Annotated in this window: 15 protein-coding genes and 1 other annotated feature; of the genes, 2 read left to right on the plus strand and 13 right to left on the minus strand. The window is 41.3% G+C overall.

What is annotated here, in order from left to right; translation table 11 throughout:
- Positions 1–9 precede the first annotated feature (9 nt).
- The 8 genes from fliB to AC6I5B_RS12275 form a co-directional block, all read right to left on the minus strand.
- Positions 10–1179, minus strand: coding sequence for a flagellin lysine-N-methylase (gene fliB, locus AC6I5B_RS12240; RefSeq protein ID WP_022250591.1), 1170 nt, complete (start codon positions 1177–1179; stop codon positions 10–12).
- 85 nt (positions 1180–1264) lie between these two features.
- The gene (locus AC6I5B_RS12245; RefSeq protein ID WP_004611414.1) at positions 1265–2491 is read right to left on the minus strand and encodes a [Fe-Fe] hydrogenase large subunit C-terminal domain-containing protein; all 1227 of its coding nucleotides are present in this window, start codon (positions 2489–2491) and stop codon (positions 1265–1267) included.
- 106 nt (positions 2492–2597) lie between these two features.
- The gene (rsmH, locus tag AC6I5B_RS12250) at positions 2598–3647 is read right to left on the minus strand and encodes a 16S rRNA (cytosine(1402)-N(4))-methyltransferase RsmH (RefSeq protein WP_497773372.1); all 1050 of its coding nucleotides are present in this window, start codon (positions 3645–3647) and stop codon (positions 2598–2600) included.
- A 19-nt stretch (positions 3648–3666) separates the two neighbouring features.
- On the minus strand, positions 3667–4647 hold the full coding sequence (locus tag AC6I5B_RS12255) for an alpha/beta fold hydrolase (RefSeq protein WP_004611417.1): 981 nt from the start codon (positions 4645–4647) through the stop codon (positions 3667–3669).
- A 20-nt stretch (positions 4648–4667) separates the two neighbouring features.
- The gene (locus AC6I5B_RS12260) at positions 4668–6707 is read right to left on the minus strand and encodes a HelD family protein (protein ID WP_004611418.1); all 2040 of its coding nucleotides are present in this window, start codon (positions 6705–6707) and stop codon (positions 4668–4670) included.
- A gap of 124 nt (positions 6708–6831) precedes the next feature.
- Positions 6832–8145: a uracil-xanthine permease family protein gene (locus AC6I5B_RS12265; RefSeq protein WP_004611419.1), complete on the minus strand. Its 1314-nt coding sequence runs from the start codon at positions 8143–8145 to the stop codon at positions 6832–6834.
- Positions 8146–8265: 120 nt separating this feature from the next.
- On the minus strand, positions 8266–8433 hold the full coding sequence (locus tag AC6I5B_RS12270) for a response regulator transcription factor (protein ID WP_004611420.1): 168 nt from the start codon (positions 8431–8433) through the stop codon (positions 8266–8268).
- The gene (locus tag AC6I5B_RS12275; RefSeq protein WP_071144392.1) at positions 8408–10693 is read right to left on the minus strand and encodes a diguanylate cyclase; all 2286 of its coding nucleotides are present in this window, start codon (positions 10691–10693) and stop codon (positions 8408–8410) included. The genes AC6I5B_RS12270 and AC6I5B_RS12275 overlap by 26 nt, the downstream gene beginning before the upstream one ends.
- Before the next feature lie 128 nt (positions 10694–10821).
- On the opposite strand from AC6I5B_RS12275, the gene AC6I5B_RS12280 reads away from it, so the two are divergent.
- Positions 10822–11043: a helix-turn-helix domain-containing protein gene (locus tag AC6I5B_RS12280; protein ID WP_004611422.1), complete on the plus strand. Its 222-nt coding sequence runs from the start codon at positions 10822–10824 to the stop codon at positions 11041–11043.
- A 41-nt stretch (positions 11044–11084) separates the two neighbouring features.
- Here AC6I5B_RS12280 and AC6I5B_RS12285 read toward each other — a convergent pair whose 3' ends face one another.
- From AC6I5B_RS12285 to AC6I5B_RS12305, 5 genes are all read right to left on the minus strand, one after another.
- Positions 11085–12461, minus strand: coding sequence for a TrpB-like pyridoxal phosphate-dependent enzyme (locus AC6I5B_RS12285; protein WP_004611423.1), 1377 nt, complete (start codon positions 12459–12461; stop codon positions 11085–11087).
- 83 nt (positions 12462–12544) lie between these two features.
- Positions 12545–12805: a binding site (T-box leader), on the minus strand.
- A 47-nt stretch (positions 12806–12852) separates the two neighbouring features.
- A complete protein-coding gene (locus AC6I5B_RS12290; protein WP_044986613.1) occupies positions 12853–14304 on the minus strand; it encodes a glycoside hydrolase family 1 protein in 1452 nt (483 codons plus the stop codon).
- A 22-nt stretch (positions 14305–14326) separates the two neighbouring features.
- Positions 14327–16216, minus strand: a complete 1890-nt coding sequence (locus AC6I5B_RS12295; protein ID WP_022250584.1) for a beta-glucoside-specific PTS transporter subunit IIABC — start codon at positions 16214–16216, stop codon at positions 14327–14329.
- 139 nt (positions 16217–16355) lie between these two features.
- Positions 16356–17192 (minus strand): BglG family transcription antiterminator LicT, encoded by an 837-nt coding sequence (licT, locus tag AC6I5B_RS12300; RefSeq protein ID WP_071144393.1) that lies wholly within the window; start codon positions 17190–17192, stop codon positions 16356–16358.
- 201 nt (positions 17193–17393) lie between these two features.
- A complete protein-coding gene (locus AC6I5B_RS12305; RefSeq protein ID WP_083382837.1) occupies positions 17394–17987 on the minus strand; it encodes a TetR/AcrR family transcriptional regulator in 594 nt (197 codons plus the stop codon).
- A 196-nt stretch (positions 17988–18183) separates the two neighbouring features.
- Here AC6I5B_RS12305 and AC6I5B_RS12310 point away from each other — a divergent pair, with 196 nt between their 5' ends.
- Positions 18184–20709 (plus strand): YhgE/Pip domain-containing protein, encoded by a 2526-nt coding sequence (locus AC6I5B_RS12310; protein ID WP_044986617.1) that lies wholly within the window; start codon positions 18184–18186, stop codon positions 20707–20709.
- Positions 20710–20711: the final 2 nt, after the last annotated feature.

The following is a 20711-nucleotide window of genomic DNA, read 5'->3' on the forward strand; positions in this document are numbered from 1 at the left end:
ACCCTCTCCTTATACAGATAAAATGCGAATCAATTGTTTTGGCTGAAACAGCGGCAGCCTGTCAAACAGTTTTTCAAGCCTCAGCAGATTAATATCAGAATGTTCAATCTCTCTGGAGTAACGGTGCGCCACATCTACAAAATCCATAAACGTAAACGCCTCCTGTTTTTCCTGCCAAACTGCCTGCGCCAATTCCTGAATCAATATAGTACTGACCACAGCTGTCTGCATCTTTCCAAGAATGTGATCATCATAGACCGCTCCGCAGAAATAAGTAAACACAAAGTATACCATCAATTGCTCCAGCAGACACGACCACACATCGTAGGAAGCACTTTTTAATCCAATCGCTTTGTGGAATGCCTTACGCCTTTCTAGATATTCCCGCTGTCCTTCTCCAAACAGAAGCCTTTCCGCCTTTCTTACATACTCCGGCCAATCTTCCTTCAGCACTTCCAACTTGGAAAATGTGCGGAACATCTTGCGCATCTCACTGCAATATTCATTCTCGCCCATTGGATCTTCCCCGATCTGTTTTTGCATTTCAAGCAAAGAATCCATCTCTCCGAAATCTTTCAACAACTCATCAATCTGGAATAATTCTCCATGATCCACCGCAATCTGGATCTCTTTTGAAAGATTTAAGACCATTCCCATACGTACACAGATATCAACTTCCCTGTTCTGCAGCATCTTAAGAATTGCCTCTCGTGCATCCATCAATTTTGTAAATAACAGAAAATCAAACTCTTCATCTTCTTCATCCTCGGTGTCATCTTCCATCGTAATAAACTGAACCGGATCCTTACATCCTAAAATAATCTTCGCCGCCTCAATACAAGACAGCGACAGAGAGCCTTCCCGCAGACCGTCAAACTCCTCCATATGTCTCGGATAATTTCTGCACGTGTCACACAACATCTCCTCGCCGCCCTCCAAATGCAGATCACAGAGATTTTCTTCATTCAAGAATGCACATCTTTTCTCATACTGTTGGAAACTTCCTTCCTCCCAGTCGATTGAATTGTGAAGGCGGTTTCCCAAAGCCCCCTCTGTATTTTTATATTTTTCTAATGATTTCTCATCAATCATAATCGCCCATCCTGCACAGCAGGTATCCACACATTCTGCTGCTGTACAGCGAAATTGTTCAAAATAATGTGGTATTGTATATTTCATAACGTGTCCTTTCTATTTTTCACCATTTAGTGTATGCCGACGCTAGTATTATACAATAAAACAGGCTTTTTCGCTACTAACGCCGCTAAAATTCTCTGGTCAGCAGCGTGTTGTCCTCCAAAAGTTCTTCCACGGTTTCAAATCCAAGCTCCTCTAGCAGCTTTCGTACATAAGGATTTTCAAGCGGCGTCTGGTAGATTGAGTTTTTTGCATACTCGTCCACATACCGCTTCCCTTTTTCACTGTCTATGATTGCTTTCGGACCTCCCACACAGCCGCCAACGCATCCCATCCCCTCAAAAAAATTCGCATCTGTCTCTTTATTTTGAATGCGCCTCATCATCTCCATACACTCTTTTGTTCCATTCGCCTGTTCACAGCGAACACCGATCTTTCCATCCGGCGAAAGCTGCCGCACCATCTCCTCCACTGCCTGACTCACTCCGCCTGTACGAGCATACAGCCTGCCTGCTTTCGAAGCATGTTCTTTTTCCTCCTCAGGAAGTTCTTCCAAAGAAATCTCTGCCGCATCAAATATATCCTGCATTTCCTGAAAGGTGAGCACATAATCCACCGCATCAGCAATATCAGGCTCTTTTGCCTCTTTTTTCTTTGCAAGACAAGGACCTGCAAATATCGTCACCGCATCCGGATGGATTCGCTTCAAAAACCGTCCGCAGGCAACCATCGGAGAGACTGCCCCTGGAACATGCGGTAATAATTCGTGATACCTCTTTCGGATCATTGCGATCCAAACCGGACAGCAACAGCTTGTGAGCTGAAAATCGCCCGGCTCTCTGACATGTCGTTCAAACTCCAGCGCTTCTTTCAGTGTCAGAATATCTGCAAACAATGCCACCTCCACCATTCCGGTAAATCCAAGCGCTTTGCACGCACTTCTTAATTTTCCCGCCGTCACATGCCCGCGAAACTGTCCGGAAAATGCCGGAGCAATCATCAGATAAACAGGACCACTTGCATTTCGCACCGCTCTCATCGCCGGAAGCACATCTTTACTTGCTGCAAGATGATTGGATTTACATGCGTCTATGCAGGCTGCGCACCCCTCACAACGTGACGGATTGATAAAAAGCTCTCCTTCTTTTCCTGTCTCAATCGCATCAAATATGCAGCTTTTCTGGCATGCTCTCTCGAAACAATCTGCGCATGTATCCGTCGAAATAACAGGGGCGTATTCTTCCGGATACAAAAGACAATCCAGATGCTTTGGATCATATTCCTTCGGCAGCGGCTCCTCCACCGAAACTTTTTGCCGCAGCAAATCTTCGTATAATTGCTGAAATGTTTTCATAGGATTTCCTCTCTTTTCTGATCATAATGCTATTATGAGCAAAAAAGCTTCGTTTTATCACACTGCCACAATTGTTTTAATAATCCCCATCTGTCTTTCCTGCTTCTTATGCCTTGATCGCCCATCTCATCTTCGTTGATTTCGCCCGGCTGTTACGGACACATTCCTTTGCAGACGGTCGGATGACATCATTTGCAATCTCACTGTAAACACTGGCCTTTTTCCACTCTTTGAATGCCTTCTTCACAATTCTGTCTTCCCCGGAATGGAATGTTAAAATCGCCACTTTACCACCACTTTTCAGAGCGCTTGGGAGCTTTTCCATCAATGCATACAACACTTCAAACTCACTATTTACATCGATTCGAAGTGCCTGAAAAGTTCTCTGGCATGACTTTTTCACTGCCTCTTTCCGTTCTTTCTCCGGAATGAACGAAAGCGCCTCCTCTATCGTCTCATACAATTTAGTTGTCGTGTCAATCATTTCTCCCTGTCTGAGTTTTTTCATAACCTGCTGTGCAATCTCTGCCGCATATGGTTCATCCGAATTCTCCACAAGCATTCCTTCCAATTCGTCTTCCGTCACATTTTTTAAGCGTTCTGCGGCAGATTCTCCCTTTTCCGGATTCAGACGCAGATCCAAAGATCCTTCGCTTTTGTATGTAAATCCTCTATCCGGATTGTCAATCTGCATGGACGATACTCCGAGATCTGCAAGAATAAAGTCAAACGGTCCGGCTTCTTCGACAACCTGATCAATGTCGGCAAAATTCAAATGACGGATAGAAAGCATCTCTTCTCCGTATCCAAGGTTCTTCAAACGTTCTTTTGTCTTCACCGACTCAATCGGATCAATGTCGAGCGCATACAGATGCCCTTCACCTTTGAGACATTTTAACATTTCCAATGTGTGACCGCCATATCCAAGGGTTGCATCCAACCCTTTCTGTCCCGGTTCTATCTGGAAAAAATCCAAAATTTCTTTTACACAGATAGAAATATGCATCCCGGCGGGAGTCCCGCCCTTTCCGATTACTTTTTCAACGGTCTCCGGATATTTTTCCGGATTCAGCTCTTTATACTTTTCTTTATAACTTCTTGGGTGGGTGCCTTTATAACGCACTCGCCGTTTATGTTGTTTTTCCTGATTTTCCATATATTCTCCTTTGTCTGTTTTATTTTTGTCCCGATAAAAACCGGAAGATCATTCCAAGATATCCTCTTAAAATCTTCTCATCTGCTCCCCATATCTCATGTCTTGTCCCAGGTACCCGCACAAGCTTTGCATATGTATTTCCATTTTGGTTCAATTTTAATATAAACCGTACCTGTTCCTTTTTCGATACCAAATGATCATGTTCTGACTGAAATAAGATAACCGGTATTCGAATCCGTCTGACTCCATCTCTTTGAAGATCCCTGTTCAGACATGCTGCTGCATGAAGCCAGCCATACGATGCCGCATTCATCTGAAACAACGGCTCCTTCTCTTTCTTTGCCCGATAATATTCATAGCGAACTCTTGAGGTGGACGAACTATTTTCAAACCTTCTCGGTCCACTGTAAGGCTTCTGTCCTGCCACATACCGCTTTGCCTGCCCTGCTTTACAAAAAGCTGTCGCAATCGTTCGCGCATCATGCCACGGTACTTTCCCGCTCAAAGGACGTATCATAGGCGAAGACAGGACCAGTCTTTCGAATAATTTCGGCTTCGCTGCCACTGCGGCTGCTGCAATACCGCCTCCCATAGAATGCCCGAACAGATATAGTTTTAGATTTTTATGCTCTTTTTTCGCTGTCCTTGCCACAAATAAAAGATCTGCCACATACCGCTTGTAAGAATCCACATGTACAAGCGACGGATCCTCCACCAGACGATAACTGCGTCCATGCCCACAGTGCTCCGGTATATACACATGATATCCGCCTCTCAGAAAATAGTAGATCAACTCCTTGTACTTCTCGCTCGTCTCCGTAAATCCATGCGAGATTAAAACAACTCCTCTCGCCTTCTTTGCCTGATAACACCTTACATAAATCTGTTTCCCGTGCTCTCTTTCAAGCCACAGCTCCCGCTCTTTAGAATGCAAATACGGCTCTACAACATGTTCCATCTGTTCCTGATAGTCCTGTTCTTTTAAAATACCATTTTTCATCGCATGTCTCTCCTTCCTGCTTATTTGATCTCATACATATAAAGTTCATGCAGCGCCCTCGTCGCACAGATATATCTCGCCTGCTTTGCAAGTGCATCCTCTCTGCCAGGACAGACAGCAAATACCTGATCGAATTCCAACCCTTTTGCAAGGTAAAAGGTTGTCACCGTCAGCCCTTTTCGAAAAGTAGAGCTGTCCCTGTCAATATAGGCAGCCTCTCTCCCACGATGCTTCAGTTCCTCATAGACTGCTTTTGCCTCCTCCTCAGTAAATGTAAGTACAGCGGCAGTCTCAAACGCATCTTCCGCAAGGCGCAGTTCCTGTTCCAATGCATCCAGCGCATCCTCTTTCCTTTCAAAAACTGCTTCGGTCACTTCTTTTCCATGCCGTTCAAACAACTCCAGATCCTGAATTCCGGTAATTGCTCCTGCATATGCTGCAATCTCCATCGTATTTCGATAGCTTTTGTTCATCACAATTTTCTTTACCTGTTTCCCAAATATGCCCGGCAAAAATGTCAGCACGTCCTGTTCTCTGTCGTCCATCGTCTGCGCTCTGTCCCCAAGAATCGTCATATTACAAGAAAACAGCTGTTTCAGAATATAATATTGCAGATAAGAATAATCCTGCATCTCATCGATGACCAGATGTTTGATCTTTTGCCTTGACGTTTTCTGCTGCAGACGATATTTCAAATACAGCATCGGATATACATCTTCATACGGAAGGGTTCGTTTCTCGTAAGACCTTTCCGGAAGGGTTGGATACCCTGCCTCCTCAAGCAGCCAATTATAAATCTCATAAAGATCTCTTGTCACATACATCCCCATAAATCGGTTTTTGAGTATCTCACATTCTTCTTCCGACACTGTCCGGTCATAGAGTGTCTCATACTCATCAATCACATATTCCATCACCGCATCCATACGCGACAATAGAGGCACATCTTGAAACTTAAAATAAAACAGCTCAATCAGCTCCTGCTCTGTCTTTTTTAACCCTTTCCATTCTATCTCGGAAAAATCCATCAATTCATCTTCCAGCCCCGCCAAAAATCCTTCTGTCTGACCGATAAATTCTGCTGACTGCTTCTGTCTGTACCTCTCTTCTTCCTCGTCTGTCATCCACTTTAACTGCCGTTCAATCTGATGGTATCTATCCTCACAATCAGAGACTACATGTTTGAGTTCTTTATATGCAAACAGATCAAAACTCATCTCCTGTATATTTTCCTCTCCAAGTTCCGGCAGAATGTGCGAGATATAATCTGCAAACACACTATTCGGAGAAAGAATCAAAATATTTGAAGATTTCAAATGTTCTCTGTCGTGGTATAACAGATATGCGATCCGGTGAAGTGCCACCGAAGTTTTCCCACTTCCTGCTGCCCCCTGAATGATGAGAATCTTGTCTTTTGTATTTCGGATAATTGCATTCTGCTCTTTTTGGATTGTCCGCACAATATTTTTTAACTGCACATCCCCATTACTTCCAAGCTCTTGCTTTAAAATCTCATCATCGATCTTCACATCACTCTCAAATCCATAGATCATCTTTCCATTTCGAATCTTATACTGCCACTTTGACACAATCTCACCCTCAATCGTCCCAAGTGGAGCTTCATAAGATGCCGGGCCCTGATCAAAATCATAAAACAGTCCGCTCACGGGCGCTCTCCAATCATACACAAGCGGCACACTCCCTGTGCGCTCTGCAAAATTGCCAATCCCGATATAGAACGACTCCGCCTCATCTTCCCCGTCATAGATAAAATCAACTCTCCCAAAGAATGGCGAATCCAACATTTTTTCAAATCGGTGCTTTAACAAAAGCTTGTCCTGATTCGCATTCACCTGCCGCAGCAATGCCTGCTGGTTGTCATAGTTCTCATACCCATACTCGTCCATCTCAGTATAATTCTCCCAGTAGTATTCATGCATACTCTCGACATCTTTCTGTCCTTCTGAAATGACTACATCCAGTTCCTCTATCCGATATTTTAATTTTTCTGTCAATTGTTCTAAAAATAATGTTCCATCTATACTCATGTTGTCATCCATTTCCTTATCTGTTTTCTCAATTTCTTAAATCTTAGTGTTCTATTATACCACGTATTTTTATGTTATGAACAAAAAAATTCCGTCCGAAAAATCATTTTTTCGAACGGAATCTAACCCATTTTTATTATTGTTTTTTATCTTTTGGAAGAATCAAATTGAGCAAAATTGCCACGATTGTTGTAACAACAACCGGTGATTTTCCAAATACCGTTGTCACCCATGCCGGGAAACTTGCAAGTGCATCTGAACACTGTGTGATCCCCATTCCAAGTGCGACTGCAAGACCAATGATTGAAGTGCTGCGGTATGTAAGTGGCTGCTGTACGACAAGCTTGATACCTGTCATTGCAATCGATGCGAATACCGAAATCGTTGCACCTCCGAGTACACACTGCGGAATCGTTGTCAACAGCGCTGAGAATTTCGGGACGAACCCTGCAAGCAGAATAATCACTGCCGCCAGTCCAAGCACCATGCGGTTCACAACCTTTGTAGTTGCAACAATTCCCACATTTTGGCTGAAAGTAGCTGTCGGAAGTCCTCCAAAGAACGATCCGAAAATATTTGTGATACCATATGCCACAATACCGCCCGACAGCTCTTTATCGGTCGGCTCACGGTCAAGTCCACCGCCTGTCGTCGCTGAAAAATCTCCGATTGCCTGCACAGAGTTGATCACGAAAAGTAATACCATCGTAACGATTGCAGATACCTCAAATTTCATTCCGAAATACATCGGCTGCGGGATTTGGAACATTCCTGCCGAACCTACCGCTGAAAAATCAATCATGCCAAAGAATCCTGACACAATATATCCGACAATCATACCAATCAAAATAGATGCAAGTTTCAAAATTCCTTTTGCAAAATGGTTCAGCGCAATTACAACTGCCAGTGTGATAAATCCAACAAGCCAGTTCTGCCATGCACCATAATTCGGTGAAGATGCTCCTCCTGCCATATATTTGACAGCAGTCGGATACAATGACAGACCAATCGTAAACACAACCGTTCCCGTAATCAACGGCGGAAACAACACTCTCAATTTCTTTACAAAAATTCCGACAAACACAGCCACAATACCGCCGATCAACTGCGCTCCTAAAATAGTCGCAATATCAAAATTTCCTGCGATTGCCTGCATACTTGGTAGATACGCAAAGCTGACTCCCATGATGACCGGAAGACCGGAACCAATCTTTCCTCCAAGCGGAAACAACTGAATCAATGTGGAAATTGCAGCAATAAACAACGCTGCCTGCACAAAAATAACCTTATCGTTTCCTTCTAATCCTGCCACTCCTGCAATCACGATCGCAGGGGTTACACATCCAACAATCATTGCCACTACATGCTGCAGTGCAAGCGGAAATGCCTGTGAAAACTTCGGCATTCCATTCAATTCAAAGACAGATGCATATTTCTTATCTGTTTTCATTCCTATAGTTCTCCTCTCACTCGTCTCGCACCGGTGCTCTGCCGATACTGCCGCATATCATTATAGGAAATATTTAGATACATTGTCAATGATTGACAAACACCTTATCCATTAGTTATTTTAATAGCTATTCATAAGCAGGAAGTTGTTCTTTTTCAAAAATAATATGAATGAAAACACTCCCGTCCCCGAATACGCACGGCTTACGCCATACCCCTCTTTTGTTAATATCTCCTCCAGCATATCTCCGATGCTGACATCATCATCTACAATTAAAATCTGTTTCATGTTCTGATTCCTTCTCCTGATACAACCGATATCCGTTTTTCACACTTCTTTTCACTTCATATAACATCTGATCCGACTTCTGATACAATTCTTCAAACGTCGTTCCATGTTCAGGGGCAGTCACAATGCCCAAAGATGCCGATACCTCAACCGTCTTTCCATTCTGCTCATATGATTTGTGCAATTCCTTTAACAATTGCTGTACAGTATGTTCTATCACTGAAAAATCAGAAACATTCAAAATCATAATCGCAAATTCATCTCCGCCCATTCTTCCTATCAGATCATTATGTCGAAATGTTTTCGTCAATGTCTGTGACACATCTTTCAATACCTGATCTCCATACTGATGTCCGAACGTATCATTGATCTGTTTAAAACAATCCAAATCCATCAGCATAAAGATATGATTTCCTTCCAATGCCCACAGTGACTGCAAAAAATTATCTGCTTTCATCTTCATAGTAGTCGCATTGTAAAGTCCTGTCAAGCCATCTCGTTCTGCTCTTTCTTTCAGACGCAATTCTTCACGCTTGCGTTTGTCGATATCGTTTAAAATCATCAGCGCCTGGATATGACCATTCCTGCAATTGTCTGTCATAAGATAAATCATGCAGGATACCCATCTTTCCGTTCCCTGATACTGCATCTGAAACTGGATTTCAATAACATCCTGACCTTTTTGATACTCGTCGATCAAATATTCTTTTGAAGATTGACAGATTACATTCTTCCAGTCTTCCTTTCCTGTCACAGATAAAATATTTTCTTTCAAATACTGCTGATAAGGGATCTGCTCTTTCAAAATTTTCCCATCGACTTCCACAACCATCTCTGTCTCAAGATCTATTTTACATCGCAAAAATGCATCTGCATTCAGTGCATCCTGAATCTGCTGTTTTTCTTCCAATAGCTCCTCCTGATATTTCTTCTCACTGATATTTTCCAGAATTCCCACTGTATTCACAATCTGATGTTTCTCATCGTATAAATTCTTCATAATCATCCGGAACCACTGCACCTCTCCATGATATAAGACTTTGATTTCTGTTTCACACAATTCCTTTCTTTTGATCAGCTCAAACGTCTCTTTTAAGTTATCAGCAGATTCTTCGTCAATCACGTTTCTTTCCAAAATAGATTCCGGGACATTGGAGAGGCATGTTTTCTGAAACAGCGGATTCTGCTCTCCGACTTTCGCATGCAGTTCTTTAGTCTTTACACTGTACTCAAACACGGTCTGTTTGGATTGACTGATCGCAATACGCATCATCTCCTCACTGCTCAGCACCTCTTCATGCGACTGCAAAATCGCCTTGCGCACTTTTCCATTGTACCAATATAACCCCAAAATCAAGATTAAAAATGCCGCCGTCATCTCCGTTGCCATTCCCAATACTTTCAGATTAATATTACTGATATGCTCTTTTAGATATTTACTGTTTGTTGTGGCAAAAATATAATAATTGTTTACACCTAGTGGTGCATAATATGAGACTCGTTCCTCCTCTCCTTTTCGAAAAGTGAAATGCCCCTCTTTTTCATTCGAAATGTCTTCCTTCAATTCTTCAAGACTTCCGGTCTGATATTCGAACTCTTCGAGATCGTCCCAAACATTCGCATGATTCATAATCGCATCTTCTGACTTAAATCTCGTAATATAATTTCCTTCGGAATCTACAATCTGTATATAGATATGGTTCAGATACAAATCCCCTATCTCCTGGTTTAATGTACCAGTATCTAATATTCCAAACAAAATTCCTGTCACCACGTTCTCACTTTCAATCGGAACCGCAATGACCTGAATCTCTTTATCTGGTATGATTCGAGAATCCATTATCTCTGAAATAACAGTTTCTCCGTTTATTGCTTTTTGAAAATACTCTCGTTCTTTAATATTCGTCTTATTTCCATCTGAATCCACTGTATTTCCATCTATATCCGCGATCACAATGTGATCAAAAAAAGTCATGTCTTTAAAAAAGATTAATTGCTTATAAATTGACTCATCATATATAGAGGAAAAACCGTTGAATGCAACTGCCAACGTCTTCAGAGAAGATATCATACCTGCATACTTTTCCTTTGTTTCACGAATACCAGACTCCGCCATCTCCTCCAATTCATCCTGTGTTCTTGACATCTCCGTTTTAAAAAACGAAGTGCCAAACCTTGCAAACGCATGAACAATCAGCATTGCGGAACATAATGTAATTAAAAATACTGTTTTTGCCTTTTTGTCCATTAATCTATTCATAGCGTCCTCCCTTGTTTTGCATATTATACCATAATATCTACTTTTTTTCCACATATTATACCCTATATATCGGGTATATCCAAGCACATTTTTACTAAATATAATGATATTAAGAAAGGTGATTTTATATGATTGATTTTAGCCCGCTTTGGAAAACTTTAGAAGAAAAAAATTTTACTACTTACCGCTTACTGAAAGAGTATAACTTTTCCAAAGGCACCCTTGACTCTTTAAAGCATAACAGAAATGTAACCCTTCACACAATCGAATCGCTGTGTCGAATCTTGGAGGTTCCAATTGAAAATATCGTCAAAATCACATTTGAAGATTCTGAAGACACTGAAAAATAGCCTTTATCTAAGATATTTCACTCAGATAAAGGCTATTGATTTTATAAAGAAATATTTGGAATGCCATCAAATCCTGTTTGCAGATCCGCATCTGTCGGAATGTAATCTGACATCTTTCCATCATGGAATTTTTCATACGCATACATATCAAAATATCCGGTTCCGGTAAGTCCGAACAAAATCGTCTTTTCCTCTCCTGTCTCTTTGCATTTAAGCGCTTCATCAATTGCAACTTTGATCGCGTGACTGCTCTCTGGCGCCGGCAGGATTCCTTCCACTCTCGCAAACTGCTCCGCCGCTTCAAATACAGCTGTCTGTTCTACCGATCTTGCTTCCATATATCCATCCGCATAAAGCTGTGACAGCACCGGACTCATTCCGTGATAACGAAGTCCTCCCGCATGATTTGCCGACGGAATAAATCCACTTCCCAGTGTGTACATCTTCGCCAACGGACACACCATACCGGTGTCACAGAAATCATATGCAAATACACCTCTTGTAAGACTCGGGCAAGACGCCGGCTCCACTGCAATGAAATGATAATCTTTTTCTCCTCTTAATTTTTCTCCCATAAACGGAGAGATCAATCCACCAAGATTCGATCCCCCTCCGGCACATCCGATAATAATATCCGGAGTAACACCATATTTATCCATTGCAAGTTTTGCTTCTACACCGATGACTGACTGATGCAGTACAACCTGATTCAGAACACTTCCAAGCACGTAACGATACCCTTCACTTCCCACTGCAACTTCCACAGCCTCCGAAATCGCACATCCAAGACTTCCTGTCGTTCCCGGATGTTCTGCAAGAATCTTGCGTCCAACCTCCGTCTCCATCGACGGTGACGGTGTCACGCTCGCGCCGTAGGTGCGCATCACTTCTCGCCGGAACGGTTTCTGCTCATAAGAACATTTCACCATGAATACTTTACAGTCTAAGCCGAGGTAAGAACACGCCATCGAAAGTGCTGTTCCCCACTGTCCTGCTCCTGTCTCGGTCGTAACACCTTTCAATCCTTGTTTCTTCGCATAATACGCCTGCGCAATGGCGGAATTCAATTTGTGACTTCCGCTCGTATTATTTCCTTCAAATTTATAGTAAATCTTTGCAGGAGTCTGCAGTTTTTCTTCCAGACAATATGCTCTTACAAGCGGCGCCGGACGGTACATCTTATAAAAATCCTGTATCTCCTGCGGAATCTCAATGTATCTGTTATCGTTGTCCAATTCTTGTTCCACCAGCTCTTTGCAGAACACAACCGAGAGTTCTTCTTCTGTCATCGGCTGCAACGTCTCCGGATTCAAAAGCGGCGCCGGTTTGTTCTTCATATCTGCACGCATATTGTACCATGTCTTTGGCATCTCACTTTCTTCCAGATAGATTTTATAAGGGATTTTTCGTTCGCTCATTGTGTTTATCTCCTTTTCAATATGAAATCTGCGGGACAAGAAATTCTATATAACAAAAAACTCTCGTCCCATACAATATCTATTGCAGGGACAAGAGTACATAATTCAACTCCTGCGGTGCCACCCGGCTTGGTATATCTTTCACTATATACCCACTTATGCATACTGACATATGCGAACTTTGTTAACGGAGTACTGTCTCCGGCTCACCTACTGTAAATCTTTGCCGTTCAGCTCGCCCTCGGAAGCCCATTCTCTACAGCTACATCTTACTGCACTCCCACCATCTGCAGTTCTCTGTGAAGCAAACACTGAAGATACTTACTCTTCCTCATCGGTTTATTTATTAGTACTTTACCACGCTAATTTATTATTGTCAAGAAGTTTTCTTTTATTTATATAGATTTTCACCATTTGTGGAAATCACATCTTTATACCAGTAATAGCTGTCTTTTTTATAGCGATTCAACGTTCCTCCTTCTTCGTTGCGATCCACATATACAAATCCATATCGTTTCTGATATCCGTTCAGCCAACTTAGCAAATCTGTAAATGACCATGTACAATATGCTAACACTTCACACCCTTCTTCGATCGCCTCACCCAGTGCTTTCAAATGCTCTTTCAGATACTCAACACGATATACGTCATGAACTGCGCCATCCTCCTCTAATTTGTCAAATGCCCCCAATCCATTTTCGGATATGATAATCGGCAGCGCATAGCGGCTCGTGATTTCGCGACAGCAAAATTGAAGTCCTTTCGGATCAATGCTCCAATCCCAGTCTGTTGTCATAAGATACGGATTCGCCGGATTTTTATAAATTCCGGGAATTCCGATTTCCTGTGCAGTTCCTTTTTTCCCTGTTGTGTTCATTGTTCCATACGGCGTAACACCATCTAATGGATTGTATTCACATACGCAGCTCTGGTAATAATTTACACCCATAAAAGTGATCTCTTTTGCAGCTTCTTTCAAAATTTCTTCATCACCGCTTTGCATTTGAGGCGCAATTTTCTTTTTCTTCAAATAGGTCATTGCCGCTTTCGGATATCGTCCATATGCATAGACATCCATCCACCAATAATTTTTCAAATCATCATAATTGCTTTTTGCCATTGCATTGATCGGCTTACAATCCAGCGCATAAGAAGGTGTGTATGCAAAGCTTGCTCCGATCTCACCTTTGTATCCCAGCTCGCGATAAGCAAGAACCGCTTTTGCATGCGCCATAAAAGCGTGATGATTTACTTGATAAAACATCTTCTGATCGTCAAATTTTCCCGGCGGATGTTGCGCTGTCAGCCAGCCAAGTGAAGTGAAAATATTCTGTTCATTTAATGTAATCCAATATTTTACCTTGTCTCCCCAGTTTTGGAACAATGTCTTTGCATAGGTTACATAATCGTCAATAATTTCCGCGCTCTCCCATCCGCCATAGGAATCCACAAGCGCCTGTGGCAAATCCCAGTGAAAGATTGTCACCATTGGCTCAATGTGATTTTTCAGGCACTCATCAATCACATCCCCATAAAAAGCAATCCCTTTCTCATTGATCTCGCCTTTTCCTTTTGGGAAAATTCTCGCCCACGAAATGGAAAACCGGTATGTTTTCAATCCCATCTCCGCCATCAGCCTGATATCTTCTTTATAGCGGTGATAATGATCAACCGCAACATCGCCTGTCGTCTCTTTGTATGTCTTCCCCGGAATTCTGACAAACTCATCCCAGTTTGTCATTCCTTTTCCATCTTCCGCATATGCCCCCTCAATCTGATATGCTGCTGAGGCGCTTCCCCATAAAAAGTCTTTTGGAAATGCTGTTTTTTCGATCTGTTCCATCATTTTTCTCCTCTCACACTTACTATCTGATTGTCAAAATTGAATCTAACACGTTTGCTTTTCCTGTTTTTACAGCTTTTATTTCTTGATATCGGTTTGTATTTGAAATAATCACCGGTGTCATAAGATCATACTCCTGCTCTATTTTCTCCTTTTCAAAAGTAAGAAGCACATCTCCTTTTTTTACCTCATCGCCTGTCTTTTTCATCGGATGAAAATACTGACCTTTTAAGTTAACAGTATCGATACCAACATGGATCAGCAGCTCCACACCTTTATCACTCGTTAAACCTACTGCATGACCAGTTTCAAACATCATATCTACTTTACCGTCAAATGGCGCATATACAACACCTTCAGCCGGAACCACCGCAACCCCTTTTCCTAAGATTTCCTGTGAAAAAGTTGCATCCTTCACCTGATTTAACGAAACAATTTCTCCTGCTAATGGGTTTAAGACTGTAATCTCTTCGCCATCTGTCAACTCTGGTTCTTCTTTTACTTCCTCAAAATACTCTTCTTCGTCATCTTCATCTACAACATCTTCAAACCCGATTAGCATAGTAGCAATAAATGCAACTATCACTGTGATCAAGATTGTGAGCGCTGCAATCAAAAGACTCATCGGACGGCTTTCTTCCACATATTGAACAATCGTTACAATCGCAGGTGTGGCAATTCCAAAGCATTTCAGTTGGAAGAATCCTCCAAACAAACCACCTGCCACAGCCCCGATACATGCTCCAAGCATTGGCCGTTTCAATCGCAATGTTACTCCGTAAAGAGCCGGCTCTGTAATTCCCGCAAGAAGTGCTGAAAATGCTGAGGAACCTGCAATCTGTTTAAAATCTTTATTTTTACTTTTGATGGCAACTGCAAGCGATGCCGCTCCCTGTGCCATATTGGAACAAAGTTCTCCAATACAAATAAAATTCTCATATCCTGTTGTTGCGATCATGCCAAGTTTAATCGGTGTAAATGCATGATGCATTCCCGCCATGACTACAAACGGATAAATACCTGCAACGAGTCCGACCGCAATAAAGCCTAATTTATCATGAATGAAATAAACCACATCCGATAAAACATTTCCGCAAATAGCACCAAGTGGTCCTAATATGATCAATGCAATCGGCGCCTCTATCAATACGACAAGCATTGGTTTTAAAAAGTTTTTCGTAATGACCGGTGTGATTTTATCCACAAATTTTTCTACATATTTCAGTGACCACACTGCTAAAATAATCGGAATGACCGAATAAGAATAGGTTGCGTATGTCACAGGTATAAGGCCTAAAAATCGAATTGTCTCATTTGCATCGTGCGCGGTTGTCATCATACTGATGAAATTAGGATGCAGCATAATCAATGCAATACTTGCCGCATAATATACATTCGTGCCAAATTTTTTAGATGCAGACACTGCAATGAGAACCGGCATGAAGAAGAATGCACCATCTCCTATCACAGTTAAGAGTTGATATGTATCTCCACTTGTATTTAGCACTCCAATCATTGGCAGCAATGTCAAGAGCACTTTGATCATCGCAGCTCCGATAATCGCCGGAATGACAGGAGTCATAATTCCTGAAATCGTATCCATTAACATGGTTAAAATATTTTTCTTCTCAGTGCTGTTTTCCTTCTTTTTCGGTACTTGATTTGAAAATTTCCCCAATTTGTTCAATTCTTCATAGACATATCCCACATCATTTCCTATGATGATCTGATATTGTCCTCCTTTCTTCATAACCCCCATAACACCTTTTGTCTTTTTGACCGCCTCATCATCTACGATGGACTCGTCTTTCAAATTAAAACGAAGTCTGGTCATGCAGTGTACCAGTCCGGTAACATTTTCTGCTCCACCTACACGTTGTAAAATTTTCTTTGCTACGCTTTCGTAATCCATACTTTTTTCCCTCTCTTCATTGCTTATTGATTTTAATATAAAAAAGACTCGACCACAAAAAGACGCCATTTCCCGGGATAGCCTCTTTTTATGATCAAGTCTTGCTTAACTGAATAATAACAAACTTAATAATTCTATTCTATTGTTCATCTAGTATTCGTTTTATATGAATCAACAAATATAATTGTTCGTCAATACTCAACGTATAATCATATTGTTTTTTGATCAGCGTGGACACTTTCTCCACACCTTTATATGCGTATGCATTCTGTTCTACCATAACATCATAAATCTCATGCATACTATCTTTATATGTTTTTCCACTAAAAATTCTTGCTGAAAAGAATTTTAAATGTGTGAGAAATCTCTGATAAGAGACTGAAGTTTCATCAAACTCTATTTTGAAATGAATTCTGATAATCTGCATAATCGCATTTATCAATTCTACAATCTTTCTCACAACCGGTGTGTCACTACTCTCCATCTCTGATGAAACAATATGCATAGCAATAAAAGCCGCCTCATCATTTTCCAGTGAAATTCCTGTTTCTTCCTGTATCCACTTTACAGTTCTTTCTCCCAGTTCATATTCTTTCGGATAGAATTTCTGAATATCCATCTTTATCATATTCTTTAGATGAATACCTTCGGCATGTCTTTCAATCACCGAATTAATATGGTCTGTCAGTGTGATATACAACACTTCATTTATCTTCAGATGGTACTCCGTTTTTGCTGCCTGCACTACTTTTCCTACAATTTCAAGATATCGTTCCGATATCGCCTTAACAATTTCCTGTAATGTGTGATTCTTGTCATGATCTTCCAGGCAATATATCTTATCAATCAGAGTATCGTCTATACACTCACCTTTTTTCTTTTTAAACCCAATCCCGGGACCTGTGATAATCACTTCTCTTTTCTTTTCATCGATTGTCACAACGGAGTTTGTGTTCAAAACTCTAAGAATCTTCAATCTGCGTGCTCCCTCCTATAGAATAAAAAAACTGCTTATAATACCGCTCTCTAAAGTATTATAAACAGTCTTGCTTACCCTCACGTAATAACAAACTTAATATCTGTAACTAGGATAACAGTACGCTCCCTATTTGTCCATACCCTTTTTTATTTTTATTGATTTTACACAGTTTTATCTTTCTGTTTTTATGCATGTTCTCTAAATATTTTCGGTTAATGTTTTCCCACCTACGTTGTCAAAAAATGCACGCATGGAACTGGTCACCATCTGAAACATTAATTTTGCCGCATCTTCCGGAGATTTATCCTCGCCTTCTTCCAGCCATGTTTTCACAAATCCCAGACATCCATTCCAGCAAAATGAGTAAAAATACTTCATCTCAGCAAGCTGCTCAGGCAGCATATCTCCTCGCACATGCCGACTATATTGTTCCAAAAAGTTTTCAATTCGGCTCACAAACGCAATATCCCCGTGAGGCCCCACAAGCGCACAGCCAATTTCCCTGTTTGCTGCCAGCACCCGGAACATATCCTGCATAAAAAAATAAATACTTTTTTCTCCTTCCTCAATCGGATGCTCCTGAATTGCTCTCCCCATCTCTTCTAAAATCTCATCTTCTATCTCTTTGAGCATTCCTGGAATATCAGAATAATGGAGATAAAAGGTTGAACGATTAATATCCACTTTATCAACCAACTCTTTCACCGTAATTTCTCGAATACTCTTCTCCCTCATCAACTGTGCCAGTCCGGCTCTCAACTGGCTTTTTGTCTTTCTGACTCTGCGATCCATTTTCTTCTTTCCTTTCCTTATTTTATATAATTTTATATGTATCCCAACATTTTTTTCATATCTGTCTATAATTCAACATTTCCCTTAACTATTAATGGTTGTAAATCGATTTTTTCATTAATATAATACTTTTTGTTAAAAAAATCAACATGGTATCTATTTACTAGAATATTTTTAGAAAAGAGGCTTGTATTTTATGAAAAAATCATTTCGAATTTTCCGACGCGACTTATCAAGACTTATGCATAATCGGGCCGCAATTCTTGTCACAATAGGCGTCTGCCTGCTGCCATCGCTCTATGCATGGTTCAATATTGCAGCCAATATCGATCCATATGGCAATACATCCGGTATCAAAATCGCAGTCGCCAACAATGACACGCAGGCAACTGATCAAGATATCACAATTAATGCCGGACAGGAAATCTTAGATAATCTGAAAGAAAACAAACAACTCGGCTGGGTGTTTACCTCCGAGAAAAAAGCAGTAGACGGGGTTAAATCAGGCAAATACTATGCTGCCATTGTAATCCCGAAAGATTTCAGCAGTTCTCTGCTTAGTATCTTATCCGGAAATTTAAAAACTCCGGAACTAGACTATTATATCAACGAAAAAGTAAATGCGATCGCACCAAAAATAACAAGTAGTGGTGCCAGCACGATTCAGGAAGAGATAAACAGTACATTTTCCGCTGTGGCATCGGAGTCTGTCTCCTCCATACTTAAAGAATCTGCCGGAAAGCTGTCCAACACACTTGGGACAGTAAATTCCAATGTAATTGCAATGCTCAATAAGACTGAGAACAACCTTGCGTCCTACGAAAAGATTCTTCTGACCTTTTCTTCTGACACTGCCAGTGCGCAGTCTTCCATTGCAAACGCTGCCAAGACTTCAGAATCTTTAAAAAATTCAGCGACATCAGGTGCTTCCGCACTTGAAAACTCTATCTCAATCCTAAAGGACGCCAGAAGTGCAGCTGGAGATTTTTCTTCCGCTCTCTCTAGTTCTGTTTCACAAGGTGAAAATCTCCTTGGACAAGCAAGCAGTTCCATCTCTTCAGGACTTGACAGTCTGGAATCCAAAGCTCAATCTGTCAATAACTCTATTGGCAATGCTTTAGATGCCGCAAATTCTGTCACCGAGTTAAACGGAAAGATTTTAGCTGATTTGGAAGAACTCAGCTCTTTCTTACCTGACAAGATTACGGAAAGTATCCAAAAACTTCAAGCACAAAATCAGAGTAATCAGGAATTGGTAAATTCTTTGACTGCCGGAAACAAAGGTATTTCAGATGCTATTTCAACTGCATCTACTTCCCGAAAAGAGATTGCCGGAATTGCTTCTGACAGCATCGACAGTCTTCATACCTTCCGTTCTACACTGGATCAGAATGTACTTCCTCAGCTGAATCAGACCTTAGATCTGTTTTCTTCTGTAACCGGTGAACTGACAGGACTTCTAAATGGTGTTCCTGCCACGGCAGATCAAATGAATGGAATTCTGTCACAACTTGAAAAGAGCCTTAAAAGTACAAACGAAGCACTTGACGGCACAAAAACCGCTCTGCAGAATGTTCAGGGGCACATTGATACCATCCAGACAGATATCAATGCACTGGCAAGTTCTGATGCTTTTCAGACACTGCTCTCATTAGAAGGGGTCGATGACAAGTCTGTTGCTTCCTTCATGTCTTCTCCTGTAGAGATTCAGACAGAACGACTGTATCCGGTAAAAAATTACGGTTCTTCCATGACACCGTTCTACACGAACCTCGCTATTTGGGTAGGCGGAATCGTACTGATTGCCATATTTAAAATGGAAGTAGACAAAGATCACTCCATGCGCAATTATGGTTCTGTTTCTCTTTACTTCGGACGTTGGCTTTTGTATGTAACTGTAGGTGTCGTACAGGGAATTATCGTTACTGCCGGCGACATTTTCCTTCCGGGTGTACAATGTACTAATCCGGCAGCATTAATACTGACGGGAGCAGTCTGCTCTTTCGTATATGTAAATATTATTTATGCTCTTTCCCTTACATTCAAACATATCGGAAAAGCATTGTGTGTCATACTGGTAATTCTGCAGATTCCAGGTTCCTCCGGAACCTATCCAATCGAGATGACCCCTGCCTTCTTCCAAAATCTGCATCCATTGCTCCCATTTACTTATGGTATCACTGCAATGAGAGAATGTATTGCTGGAATGTACGGGAGCACTTATATACATAATCTGCTCATTTTACTACTGTATGTGCCAATCTCCCTTTTGATCGGACTTGGTATCAGACCTCTTTTATCTGGGCTCAACCGACTGTTTGATCAGAAATTAGCCGAGACGGAATTGATGATCGGCGAAACGCCAACTGAAGTGGTAGGAAAAAAGCTACAGCTTTCTATGCTTCTTTCTGCTTCGTTGTCACAAGAAGAATTGCAGATACAAACCGCTTCCAAAGCACAGGCATTTGAAAAGAACTATCAGAAAATGATAAAAATTGGGTTCCTTGCTATTTTGATTGTTCCTCTGATTTTCCTGATTTTGATGTTCAGTCTGGAATCCAAACTCGTATTCCTTGTTCTTTGGATTCTATCCATCATTTTGATTGCAACATGGCTTATTATAGTGGAATATTTCCACAGCGCATTTGCCAATCAACAGAAACTCGCAGGTATGTCTTTCAATGAAATGCTGGAATCATTCCGCAAAAAGGAGGAGGAGTAAGA

It is taken from the genome of Faecalimonas nexilis, from assembly GCF_059731825.1.